The sequence below is a fragment of the Microvirga aerophila genome (genome assembly GCF_003332305.1).
Taxonomy (GTDB): Bacteria; Pseudomonadota; Alphaproteobacteria; order Rhizobiales; family Beijerinckiaceae; genus Microvirga; species Microvirga aerophila.
In genome coordinates this window covers 1-10,653 of the sequence record NZ_QOIO01000095.1, presented here as the reverse complement: position 1 = coordinate 10,653, position 10,653 = coordinate 1, and the positions used below count along the sequence as shown (strand labels likewise).

At 57.0% G+C, this 10,653-nt stretch carries 14 protein-coding genes and 1 pseudogene; 7 read left to right on the top strand and 8 right to left on the bottom strand.

All coding sequences use genetic code 11. The features are described from left to right. Positions 1-1,107: 1,107 nt before the first annotated feature. On the top strand, positions 1,108-1,281 hold the full coding sequence (locus DRB19_RS27455) for a hypothetical protein (RefSeq protein ID WP_162815912.1): 174 nt from the start codon (positions 1,108-1,110) through the stop codon (positions 1,279-1,281). A 1,519-nt stretch (positions 1,282-2,800) separates the two neighbouring features. On the opposite strand, the gene DRB19_RS27445 is transcribed toward DRB19_RS27455, so the two are convergent. Together DRB19_RS27445 and DRB19_RS32015 are read right to left on the bottom strand one after the other, a co-directional pair. Continuing rightward, a complete protein-coding gene (locus DRB19_RS27445; protein ID WP_147022851.1) occupies positions 2,801-3,052 on the bottom strand; it encodes a DUF6894 family protein in 252 nt (83 codons plus the stop codon). A gap of 207 nt (positions 3,053-3,259) precedes the next feature. Continuing rightward, positions 3,260-3,526 (bottom strand): DUF7696 family protein, encoded by a 267-nt coding sequence (locus DRB19_RS32015; RefSeq protein WP_114189154.1) that lies wholly within the window; start codon positions 3,524-3,526, stop codon positions 3,260-3,262. Between the two features lie 81 nt (positions 3,527-3,607). Here DRB19_RS32015 and DRB19_RS27435 point away from each other — a divergent pair, with 81 nt between their 5' ends. Together DRB19_RS27435 and DRB19_RS27430 are read left to right on the top strand one after the other, a co-directional pair. Continuing rightward, complete coding sequence (locus tag DRB19_RS27435; protein WP_114189153.1) at positions 3,608-3,844, top strand: DUF6894 family protein; 237 nt, start codon at positions 3,608-3,610, stop codon at positions 3,842-3,844. A gap of 151 nt (positions 3,845-3,995) precedes the next feature. After that, complete coding sequence (locus tag DRB19_RS27430) at positions 3,996-4,235, top strand: DUF2188 domain-containing protein (protein WP_114189152.1); 240 nt, start codon at positions 3,996-3,998, stop codon at positions 4,233-4,235. Between the two features lie 391 nt (positions 4,236-4,626). Here the strand turns inward: DRB19_RS27430 and DRB19_RS27425 are convergent, their stop codons facing one another. After that, a complete protein-coding gene (locus DRB19_RS27425; RefSeq protein WP_162815911.1) occupies positions 4,627-4,935 on the bottom strand; it encodes a hypothetical protein in 309 nt (102 codons plus the stop codon). Positions 4,936-5,074: 139 nt separating this feature from the next. On the opposite strand from DRB19_RS27425, the gene DRB19_RS27420 reads away from it, so the two are divergent. Beyond that, positions 5,075-5,611 carry a Ros/MucR family transcriptional regulator gene (locus tag DRB19_RS27420; protein ID WP_308494358.1) on the top strand — a complete coding sequence of 179 codons (537 nt, stop codon included), beginning with the start codon at positions 5,075-5,077 and terminating at the stop codon, positions 5,609-5,611. Positions 5,612-5,678: 67 nt separating this feature from the next. Here the strand turns inward: DRB19_RS27420 and DRB19_RS27415 are convergent, their stop codons facing one another. Further along, positions 5,679-5,957 (bottom strand): hypothetical protein, encoded by a 279-nt coding sequence (locus tag DRB19_RS27415; protein ID WP_147022850.1) that lies wholly within the window; start codon positions 5,955-5,957, stop codon positions 5,679-5,681. After that, on the bottom strand, positions 5,935-6,192 hold the full coding sequence (locus DRB19_RS32010; RefSeq protein ID WP_147022849.1) for a hypothetical protein: 258 nt from the start codon (positions 6,190-6,192) through the stop codon (positions 5,935-5,937). The genes DRB19_RS27415 and DRB19_RS32010 overlap by 23 nt, the downstream gene beginning before the upstream one ends. A 351-nt stretch (positions 6,193-6,543) precedes the next feature. Here DRB19_RS32010 and DRB19_RS27410 point away from each other — a divergent pair, with 351 nt between their 5' ends. Next, positions 6,544-6,825 carry a hypothetical protein gene (locus DRB19_RS27410; protein WP_147022848.1) on the top strand — a complete coding sequence of 94 codons (282 nt, stop codon included), beginning with the start codon at positions 6,544-6,546 and terminating at the stop codon, positions 6,823-6,825. A 94-nt stretch (positions 6,826-6,919) separates the two neighbouring features. On the opposite strand, the gene DRB19_RS27405 is transcribed toward DRB19_RS27410, so the two are convergent. From DRB19_RS27405 to DRB19_RS27390, 3 genes and pseudogenes are all read right to left on the bottom strand, one after another. Further along, positions 6,920-7,117 carry a hypothetical protein gene (locus DRB19_RS27405; protein ID WP_114189147.1) on the bottom strand — a complete coding sequence of 66 codons (198 nt, stop codon included), beginning with the start codon at positions 7,115-7,117 and terminating at the stop codon, positions 6,920-6,922. A gap of 1,124 nt (positions 7,118-8,241) precedes the next feature. After that, positions 8,242-8,745, bottom strand: a pseudogene (locus DRB19_RS27395) (IS5 family transposase); the annotation flags it as partial. A gap of 6 nt (positions 8,746-8,751) precedes the next feature. After that, a complete protein-coding gene (locus tag DRB19_RS27390) occupies positions 8,752-9,675 on the bottom strand; it encodes an IS630 family transposase (RefSeq protein WP_373867417.1) in 924 nt (307 codons plus the stop codon). Here DRB19_RS27390 and DRB19_RS27385 point away from each other — a divergent pair. Together DRB19_RS27385 and DRB19_RS30410 are read left to right on the top strand one after the other, a co-directional pair. Further along, positions 9,557-10,039: an ATP-binding cassette domain-containing protein gene (locus tag DRB19_RS27385; protein WP_276330641.1), complete on the top strand. Its 483-nt coding sequence runs from the start codon at positions 9,557-9,559 to the stop codon at positions 10,037-10,039. The two genes, DRB19_RS27390 and DRB19_RS27385, sit on opposite strands and share 119 nt — an antisense overlap. A 76-nt stretch (positions 10,040-10,115) precedes the next feature. Continuing rightward, a complete protein-coding gene (locus tag DRB19_RS30410) occupies positions 10,116-10,556 on the top strand; it encodes a hypothetical protein (protein ID WP_147022847.1) in 441 nt (146 codons plus the stop codon). Positions 10,557-10,653 lie beyond the last annotated feature (97 nt).

Genomic DNA, 10,653 nt, shown 5'->3' with positions numbered 1-10,653 from the left:
CACTGAGCGACCAACCCTCCTTCCATCGGGTCCAGAGTTCCCGCTTCTGCTCTGCCGATAAACCTGGACGACCCATACGCGCCATGGATAGTTCTCCCGAAGCACAACGAAATCAATCATGATGCGCTGACCGGTTGAACCCACCACCGCTTTTTTGAAAAGGGCGCTCAAAGTTCCGGCTCGAAGGGGCAACAACGATGCCGGTTCAGCCTACATAGGCCAGGAAATGCGGCTGATCATGGCCGAATGTCAGTAAACGACGCACGGCATGCGCGTTAAACTGCCACATGTTTGGCGCTTATTGCTGTGCTGTGACTTGTCACCTACCCCTTTTTGGCTATATCAGGCCGCTTCGCTCGAAGGGGCAATTCGAGTTCCAGGGCCGCGAACACAGTTCAACCAAGAACTGGGCGCGGCCCTTTTCTATGTTTGCGCCGCACACGCAGCTACGGATTATTTACCTTGGCCGTACGGGATGCTTGCACCGGGCGCGTCGCGTCAAAGCCCGATCCAATCCACTGTCCCCAGATGTGTTGGATGATGCCCTGGCCGAGGGTCCACGCCTCCCCTTGGCTGGGCATTTTTATTGACAGCTGCAAATTTCGCGGAAGGGCGTATATGGAACGCGATTTGAGGATTTCGCAAAGTCTTCGCAGTGGTTTATGGAACGCCGCCGCACCTATGCAGTCAAACCGGCTTCGGCGGAGTCCTCGGCGCGGGTACGAATACTGGCGACATCTTTCGCGCGCGATCCTGGCGGAATCCCGCCACGGTTCACTCGGACGATCACACTGCGCTCCTTCGATCTTCCTCCGAGGCGCGCATATTAGTAGCTCCCTGGACCTGCTCCCTCCCCGGCCCCCGCCAGCGAGGGAGCTTTTTTGTCAGGAGCCCGAGGCCACGCTTCGCGGCACTGGAGGGAATAAAACCGGAGGCCGGACCGTTGAGCACAGACCAGTCCTTCACAAGCCCCGCCGGCCCCTTCAGGCGCTCCCGCAGGAGCGTCTTTTTCGAGGCCGGCCAAGCAGTGGCGAGGCTATCAGAATCTCTGATTGCCAAGGATCGGCCCCATTAGACGTGTAGCCCAGGCTCATGGCTGAACAGAACATGCAATCTCTCGATGCGGCGGTTGAGGAGACCATCGATCTGGCCCATCAGGCGATCGAGCAAACCCGCGCCGAAATCGCTCGCTCGCAGGCTTTGAGCCAAGCCGACGCTGATCTCGCGCAGGCCATCGAACGCATGGTCGATGATCATAAGGGCAGTGCGCACGAGCAATGAGGCCAGATCAATCCATACCGTCGCTTAACTCTGCATGGGTACAAAGCTGACAGGCCGCGTAGTGTATCAGGCTCAAAACCCAGAACCCGGTTCGGACGCTCAGCCAGACGGGGTTCCTTAATGGACTGTTAACCATACCGCAGCAACCATGCTCTGGCTGATCCGATGCGGCTCAGAGATCGGCAACCTCCTTCAAAGCAGACAGGGCGCGGATGTACCGCCTCGATCTGCTGTGGGGATGTGAGAACCAGAGCGCGTTAATCGTCGCGTAACCCTATCCACAATTGAATCTGATCGAATCCGGGCATGCGGCGTTGCTCCTGTGCCTGAACGGGAGAGGACTGCCCATGACCATTCTCGATCCGATCACCGGAAACCGCGTCACCATCGACACATTGAGCCGACCACGCCGGTGAGGCGCTGGAGGGTTTGGCGCGGGTATTAGGATCTGTAGCACCAGCTTTGCGAGATCAGGGCCTTCCAGATCGTGTCGTGGCGGCACCACTCCTTCCGGGGCTCTGGGCTCCTACTCTGACAATTGCTCATCGGTAAGGCTTTCAGCCGTTCCAGGATATGGGAGGCCAAGCCGAGCTGCGGCGCTGTGGCCTCTCGCCTGACAAGGGAACAGCAAATTATGTTCTGCTTCTCGAAAGCTTGTAGGGACGTCTCCCGACCGAACCTCTGGCCCTTGAGAAAACCCGCGAGGGAGAACCCCCTCGCGGGTTTTTATTTGCCACTACGGATCCTGGCTCTCTGCAGCTGGAGCGGCATCACAGCCAGCTATGCTCGACCCATCTGCAATCGAGAGACGACTGTCAGAACATGGCATCGTAGAGCGTCTCTGGGCGGCGTGTGAGCATGACGAGGGCACACCGCCTGCTGCCGCTGGTATGAGAGGGCCCAGATGGCTTCCCTATCCACCAGAAGATTGGTCAGGCGGAGCAAGTGACAGGTTTGCAATCGGAACCCATCCGGTCCACGCCGTCAGATGCGGCACTAGATATGCTCGACCTCCCACGATTTTCTTGACCCGGCATGGATAGGCGCGCTGGTCTCCTGGCGGACGGTAGACCACGGTAGCACCAACCCGGAGGGTCCCATCATCGGGAGCGCCTGCTTCCGTAGGAGTTGGCGGCAGCTCGGCTTCTACGGTATTTGGGGGCGCAGCACCTGCCTTCTGGGCTCGATAGCGGTCAAGGGCGGCAATGGCCAAGCGGGCCCGGTCGCGATAACGATCTGACACGACCTTCAAGATGGGACCGCGCGGGCGACCAGGATACCAAGACACACCGCCTGCTTTCGCAAGCTCCTCGGCAACAGCTTCGACCTCATCCTCAGTCATTTCGGCTTTCTTTCAGTCCCGGTTCAAGAACGCTCATGGCTTCCCACCATCGGCAACTGCTGTCTTGAACAAAGCAAGTCAGTAGAAACGAGCCGGATGCTGACGTGTTCCAGAGACGCACCAAGCTGAATTCGCAGAGCCCTGATTTAGAGTGATACCGAGACCTGGACTGGTTGCTTAATGGCGAGAGTTCTTGTTTGGCGCAGCACCATCTAACGGGAGCCTGTGGACTACGTTTCCTGAGCTATCGACCACTTCGAGGCTCCATCCCTGCCATTCACTCATAGGAGAGGCGTCTTCTTTTCTCAGCTCCTCAATCGCCTCAAAGGCGTGGATCAAAGCTGTGCGAAGGTCAGGCACTTCGATGCCCTCCTCATCACGGATCACTTCATCGTCATCGGTCAGATTGAAGTAGTAGCGCGATGGCATGAGAAGCATCCAGGCTTCTTCTACTAAAGTAGAACTGCACCAAAGGTTTCGAATTCTTTGAGCAGTGACACGGACTGTCGGCTTGCTCCCCTTAGAGGAACCTTAGGCTGCTGACTTCGCTTGTCCTGAGCCGGTTCGGTCCTCTGCCGGTATTCCCGGCCAAGCCTAGTGCCTTTCAGCTCCCTTGGTTCTGGACTTGACCGGGTTCTATCTCATGCCTGTGCGAGCGTCTTGAAGCTTCTGCATATTGGCTCGTAGGTTCTCAGCAGCGGCGACGCCTCGGATCGCGATAATCCCTCGCTCTTTCCTCTTCCCATCGTCGTCAGTGGAGCCGTTAAAGAAGGTTTCCCGCTCCGCCTTGGACATGGCCAAGACCGTTCGAGCCTCGCATTCGTGCTGCCATTCTTCAGACCAAGTACTCACGGGCTGGCCGGTGATCTCGGAAATTGCGGTGGTGTCGCGGGTGTATCTCATGCCCGGAATTCTTGCACAGGCAGATGAACAAAGGGTGCTCGCTCCCATTAACGGCGAAAGCCCTTCCCCCTTGAGGGGATCATGCCACGCTATTTCTTCGACACCTATGATGGGCGCAGCCTAGTGCCCGACGAGGTGGGGCTGGATCTGAAGGACCTTGCGGCCGCTAAGGCTGAAGCACAAGTAGCTCGACCGGACATGGCGAGAGATGCACTTCCGGACAGCAATAACCGGACCTTTGTTATCAGCGTAAGGGACGAGGCTGAGCAGGTCCTTGTGCGAATTGCTCTCGTTGGTCGTCGAAGAATGACCAACTGAAGCCTGAGCGGCTACTTCTCGATCACGGATTTGGCGGTGGTGTCGCGGGAATACGAGCTTGGCGCCAGTCTACGACGTAATGAGCCAACCTTGGGAACCGGCTGACCCAAATATCTGTTCAGCCAGGAAAGGATCTTTCCGGAGAACTGCGATGGCCGATGTCCATTATGAAATCGTAGAGCACGATGGTGGATGGGCTTACAAGGTTGGAGACGTCTTTTCAGAGCCGTTTCCGACTCATGACCAGGCGCGAGATGCAGCAGATCGGGCCGCAGCGGAACAGAAAGTTGCTGGTGAGACCGAGGATATTGAATATCAGGACAGAGCGGGAGACTGGCACGACGAAGTCGCCCAAGGGAGCGATCGGCCCGAGACAGATGTGACAGGTTGATCTCCTGACAGGCGCGAGCGAGGGCGCTATTGGATTCCGATCAACGGCGTCGCTTCAGAAGTCTCCAGACCTGCCTGATAATGAAGAGGTTCCTCAGGAGCTTGAACATCGGTGTAGCCTCCCATCCACGCCCTGCAATTCTAGGGATGGGTGAGACGGAAAGTTCCGGGTGGAGCGCAGCGGGCAGCGACCGTAATAAAGCGATGCTTTTGTTTGGCCAAGCTGAGACTGCCGCTCGGTGAGATCATTGCTCTTGCGAAGGCCGAGGCCTTCAGGACCGGGAGGCCTCCCCACTTACTGGCAACAGCGGGTGGGGAGGCCTTTCATTTAGTTAGCACCCGCCGCAGTGCAGCCAGCCAAGAGCACGTGGCTGCGCGTAGGCTCTCCTTGCTTACGTCACCAAGCCTTGCCTTGGAAACTTGAAGCGTACGCGAAACGCGTCATCGTGGCCGACCAGCAGTGGAGCTTCTAAGGGCAGCTCGCTTTCACTGATCTGATCGAACTCGTAAAAGATGCTGAGGAGGCCGGAATAGGGCAAGCTGATGAACAGGTCGATTTGACTTGCGACCGCAGGAGCACCCGCAATCAGCATCATCTGCCGAGGACAGCCGAGCTTCGTGAAGAGTTCTTCGAACTGCTCTTGCAGGTTATCCCACTCGGACAGGCCGGACGTCTTCCGAGCCCAGATCATCGCATACACCCCTCCCAAGCAAGCCTTCGTTGCGCGCCATAAACATGGACCAAAGTGTATCACGAACAGTGATCACGACCCCAAGACCGTGATGCCCTCGTCGAAACCTTGACGCAGCGGGCATCTTAGAAGACTTACCGCATCTCACCTGTCATCAGTTGGAAGAGTAAAGGACCAGCCCGAGCAGCCCTCAATCGACCTCGCCAGTATCACGGCAGACATCATTTCGTCCTATGTTGCCAACAACGCAGTTCACCGCGCCGACTTGCTAGCTGCAATTGCATCAGTACACGCAGCTCTCAGGGGGCTCATTACTCCGACTCTGCCCGAGGCTGAGAAGCTGCAACCGGCTATCTCTGTCCGTAAATCGGTGACGCCGGACTTCCTGATCAGCCTTGAGGATGGCAAGCCGTATAAGTCGCTCAAACGCCACCTGTCCAAGCTCGGCCTGACGCCGCAGTCCTATCGTGAGAAGTGGGGCCTTCCGCTTGATTATCCGATGGTGGCTGCCAACTATGCTCTGAAACGCTCCGAGCTTGCGAAGAGCATGGGCCTTGGAGCAATGCGGAAGAGCCCAGCCGCGGCTAAGGCGGCGGTGCCACGGGAGGATGTCGCCACCGCCGAGGCTGAAGCCGTAAAGCCGAAGCGACGTGCTCCTGCCACCAAAGGCAAAGCGAGCAAGTAGTCCGCCTCATTTCCTCTCCCCCTTGCGATTTATAGGGGGAGAGCAATGAGAAATAGCGTCAACCCTGTCAGTTATGTCTTGTGAGCCGCCCTTCCTCGATGAGGGTATCGATCCGACCCATCAACTCCGCGCCACTGGGACAGCCGTCCATGACTTCGATGATCTGCGCCAAGGCCTCATCCCGTTCGACCCGCGCTGACGCAGCCGCAGGTCTCGTGCCTCCATCCTCGTGAATACCCTGGCGCAAGAGCAGGAAAAGCTCTTCGTCGCTCATCTGGCTGATTGGCCCGTTAATGCCGCGCCTGCTCTCGATTCTCCGGAGTCTAGTGACTGTCGATTGCCTCATGCCTCACCTCCGCAGTAAAGCGCCAGCCATTCGAGCCCTCCCAATCCTTGGCCAAGCGGCGGTTGCGCACGAGCCACGCGAAGGTGCACTCCACAATCCAGCGTTGCGGCAGTACCGCAAAACCACCCGGCATCTCGGGTGCGGGCTGATCGGCCGGCACCTGCACCCAGCGCCGGGGCCGTTTCTGAGAGCTGTCATGCCCCTTCAGATGGGCACAACTCGAATTTCCAGACACCCTCTAGATCCGCTGACGCTCTTAGCGAGTTCTAAAACAGAAGGGGCTCCCCGTAGGGAACCCCAGTTTATCAGAGGGAACCGATGTCATCAGCGTGACCAGTGTTACATATCGGCAAGGACGGTCAACTCAACAACTGTTTCTGATCGTTAAGAGCCCCCTGTCCTACCGTCAGCCGAAAGCAATCGCTGTGGTGTAATTGGCATGACTGGACGCATTCAGCGGCGATCTGCTAACCAGAGAGAGGCATGGCTGATCACGGCCGAAACTGGTATCGTTCGGATCTACAAATAGGTGACCCGGACGAGGCTAGATAGGGGTTTGGCCAAAGCACGCTACTAGGCACAGCAGATGAGATACCTCCGACTGCTCGTCATGGCCGCAAGCGCACTCTACGCTGCAGAGGTACAAGCCAAGCCTCCTGCCTACCAACAATGTGTTGAGCTGCACCTTGACCAGTTCCGCAAGGCTGAGCTGGATGCAGCGAAAGAGCTTCAGAGGGCCCTTGTCGCGTTGAGAGACTTCCCCGAGGTCCAGAAGACAGTCAGGAAGAACTATGAGTTTGGCCTGCGGCTAAGGAAGCTGAACCTCGACCTTGAACTAAGTGTCAGCAAAGCGTTGTGTATCGACTGAACAGCCCCTCAAGTTGAACAACCTGAAGCCCCCTAATGACGCAAAAGTCTGGACTGCCAATGGGGTTATTGCTCCGATGTAGGTGGATTAGAGTCTAGCCCTCATCAATCACAACATCCTCATCGTCGTCCCCAGCCCGGAGAGCATCCTCCAGAGCATCAAGCATCTCCTCAACCTGCTCTAAAGCGGCATTCGCGGTGATCACTCCTTTTCCATCAATCTCGATGGTTATCTCAACCCCGTCACCTTTGGGGACGACGTGAAAGCGGGTCAGGTTCATCGGAACGACCATTGGGAGCTCCGTGGTTGAGCCGAGATTCGTGCTCGTTGAGCAGCCGTGACAACCGGACGGGTACAGGCTTGCTGAGAAGCTCACGGTACATCGCACGAACAGACCAATCGATAGATGTGGTTGTAGGAAGTTGGATAACACCCTGATCAGGTGGCGGATTATCGTAGTGCTGGCTGGTCATAGTGAACCCCCCTGTTCCTGGGTATGTCGGCCTGTGGCACTAACATAGGTTAAACCGACACAACTATGAGCAACGGCATGGGTTTCAGCTTAGCTATAACTCTGCTAACTATCCTGCACTCTTCTGCAGTAAGCTCTCGTTTCTTCGGCAGACAGGATGTCGAGTACTTCTGCTCCGACCCAGCACTACGGCATGAAGCCGCTGTGTTCCTCCTGTGTAGAGCATCAAGCCACATTCCCTGTGTGAGAGCGCACGGCGAGAGGGTCGTGCAAAGCGCATCCTTCCCAGGTCGCAACAGTCTCGTTCCAGCTTCGAGGCAGATCCGATGTCTACCATCAGCTCACGGCGTGCCATCGCGATCACATCCCAGCTTCAGAGCAACAACCTTGAATGGTCTCGTCTATCCTTATGCCTGGGGCTGGTCGGAAGCGTCGTAGTGATGAACTTGCTTTCGACAGTGCTGTCACTGATGATCTGAAGAGGGCGTCACCCATGAAGCTACTGATTGCCTCTGTTGCCCTCATCGGCATCGGATCTAACGCTTTGGCGCAGAGTCACCCTTTGACCCTGAGGATGACCTGTTATGGTGCGAGGGAACTAGTATCCGTCCACGGTACTATTGTCCTCAACACCAGTCCAACGACTTATGACCGTTATGTAGCGGCAGGGGGTCAGTGTGTCTTAGGAGAGGTCATTGAACCTGCTTGGGTTCTAACAGCAGATAACCCGCAATGTCCCATTGGCTATCGTTGTGTGACTCGTATGAGGCCCTCGCACGGTTGATGAACTTGGGTGGTCCCATGCGGCCTAGCCTCAGATCACCTTTTCCAATCACCCCTTGAATCGCTGACGCTGTAGATTTCATACGCCGCTGGTTCTAAGACAACCGTGAATGGACCATGTCAGTCGAGGATGTGCAGACGGCGGTGGACACTAAGAGCTCCTAACAAAACCGTCTGCATTGGTTGAAGCAGATGAGGGCGCATCCGAGCGTGGTGAAGGCCAGATGGATGTCCTCGCGTCGTTCGTAGCGAATGGTGAGACAGCGGAAGCGGTTGAGCCATGCCAGTGTGCGCTCCACCACCCAACGATATCGCCCGAGCCACTCGCTGCAATCAATGCCGCGGCGGGCGATCCGGGGCGTGATGGAGTGCTGGCGGCATTCGCTTTGGCAGCGGCGATGGTCGTAAGCCTTGTCGGCGTGCAGTTTGTCCGGCCTGCGCCTCGGGCGACCGCGGCCATGACGCACTGGCGGAACCGCATCAAGGGTGGGCGCCAGCATTAGGCTGTCATGCCGATTGGCTCCGCTCAGGCTCAGGCCAAGTGGCGTGCCCGCCCGGTCAACCACAACATGGCGCTTCGTGCCCGGTTTGCCGCGATCCGTTGGGTTCGGGCCGGTGGCAGTGCCCCCTGTTTTGGCCGCAATGGACGAGGAGTCTAGAGCACTGGACAATTACACGGACGCATATCCGGCTGCCTTGAGGAAGTTCCAGCACTCTTGTGGCTCGAAGAGATTGCAGATGTCGCCGAGGGCCCGCCAGAGCGCCTCAAAGATTCGGGCCTCGGCCTTGCGCAGGTGCGCTTTGATCTTAGCGAAGGCCTGTTCAATTGGATTAAGATCGGGCGAATAAGCAGGCAGAAACAGGAACCAGGCGCCTCGCTGTTGCAGACACTGCGCGGCCCTTTCACTCCTGTGGACCGCCAGGTTGTCGAGGATCACGACATCGCCCTTGCGCAGCGTCGGCGTGAGTTGCGTCTCGATGTAAGCCTCAAAGGCCAAGCGGGTGATCGGACCATCGATCACCCACGGTGCACTCAGCTCGTGACAGCGCAGCCCGGCCAGGAAGGTGTGCGTCTTCCAATGGCCGAACGGAGCGCTCATGCGCAGCCGCTGGCCCTGGCGTGAGCGCCCGTGCAGGCGGGTCATCTTGGTGTTGACGTAGGTCTCGTCGAGAAAGATCAAGCGGTGCGGCTGCTCGCGCATACGGACCTGACGGTGGTCGCGCCAGACCCGGTGCTCATCGCGCACGTCGGCGCGTGCGCACTCCGCCGCCATCAGCTGTTTTTTATAGCTAAAGCCGCGCCGGCACAGGAAGCGCGAGAGCATCGCCGGAGCTGCGATGATCCCATGTTCTGCCAGCAAGCGGGCTGCGAGTTCAGGCATGGTGATGGCGGGCTCGGCCTCAACAGTCTGGATCAGAAACGCTTCATAAGCCACCAGCTTGCTGCGTCCACGCGGGCGGCCCTGACGGGCTGGCGTGAGTGAGCCGGAGTGCCGCTTCCGCTGCATCAGCTTGATGGCGCAGCTGTCACTGACCCCGAAGTGCCGGGCCGCCGCCCTTACCGTGAACACATTGCCGCCGTCATGCAGGAAGATCAGCTTCTTCGATCCAGCGTTCGATCATGAAAGAATGATCGAGTGTGCGGTGCTAGCCGGAATCCATGATGAGATCATGGCTATGCCGATGAATTACAACAGCCTGATCGGCGACATGGGAAGTTCCCTCTCAGGCGGCCAGAAGCAACGCGTGCTGCTCGCCCGCGCCCTTTACCGAAAACCTAAGATTTTGTTTCTGGACGAAGGGACGTCGCATCTCGACATCATGAAAGAGAGATACATCAATGAGAGTCTTCGCAACTTCAACATCACACGGATCAGCATTGCGCATCGACCAGAGGTGATGAGCGGGGCTGATGCGATCCTGCAGCTAGGGGCTGATAGCTTAGTGCAATTGTCTTGAGACGCTGACACATGGAAGGGCATTTGGAGCAGAAGCTGGCCCGATGCGGGACGTAAGCAGCATAAGAGGAGCGCACATGACTGGAACAAATGTCAGTCTTTCGCAGCAGGTTTCAGAGAGTACAAGGCCAAAAGCCCTGCACGATTTTCTGAGCGATTCCCTAGAATACCATTTCGATTTATCGGCGCCAGTTACGGGTCTTTCGGAGCCTGACCATGTACATCATGCGACCTCAGAAAGCCAAACCTTCACTGGTGTGAATGGAGAGGTTGATCATTTTATCTTCGACACTGATATTGATGGAGGAAACTACATAGTAAATAACTATGAACCTGGCTCAGACTGGCTAATATTTGCCTCTGGTCCAAGCGATAGCGTAGAAATAACGGCTATTGACGGTGATGTTACGTATACAGTCAATACTGACTCGGCGCAGGGACGCGTTCATGTCAATCCAGTAGGGGACGTTTTCGGTACCTCAATTGCAACTATCACGGAATTTTCGATGTTCATCTAGAACACCTGTGCGTAAATCCCTAGGCCGTGTGGACGGATCGAGATGAGTAATGGGTGAGTGGATTCCCAAATCAGTCCTGCGATGGTTCATGGCAGGT

Excerpts from the sequence above, each read along its gene's own strand:
- DRB19_RS27455 (WP_162815912.1), top strand. The coding sequence starts at position 1,108 with ATGCAATCTCTCGATGCGGCGGTTGAGGAGACCATCGATCTGGCCCAT.
- DRB19_RS27445 (WP_147022851.1), bottom strand. The coding sequence starts at position 3,052 with ATGCCATCGCGCTACTACTTCAATCTGACCGATGACGATGAAGTGATC.
- DRB19_RS32015 (WP_114189154.1), bottom strand. The coding sequence starts at position 3,526 with ATGAGATACACCCGCGACACCACCGCAATTTCCGAGATCACCGGCCAG.
- DRB19_RS27435 (WP_114189153.1), top strand. The coding sequence starts at position 3,608 with ATGCCACGCTATTTCTTCGACACCTATGATGGGCGCAGCCTAGTGCCC.
- DRB19_RS27430 (WP_114189152.1), top strand. The coding sequence starts at position 3,996 with ATGGCCGATGTCCATTATGAAATCGTAGAGCACGATGGTGGATGGGCT.
- DRB19_RS27415 (WP_147022850.1), bottom strand. The coding sequence starts at position 5,957 with ATGAGGCAATCGACAGTCACTAGACTCCGGAGAATCGAGAGCAGGCGC.
- DRB19_RS27410 (WP_147022848.1), top strand. The coding sequence starts at position 6,544 with ATGAGATACCTCCGACTGCTCGTCATGGCCGCAAGCGCACTCTACGCT.
- DRB19_RS27405 (WP_114189147.1), bottom strand. The coding sequence starts at position 7,117 with ATGGTCGTTCCGATGAACCTGACCCGCTTTCACGTCGTCCCCAAAGGT.
- DRB19_RS30410 (WP_147022847.1), top strand. The coding sequence starts at position 10,116 with ATGACTGGAACAAATGTCAGTCTTTCGCAGCAGGTTTCAGAGAGTACA.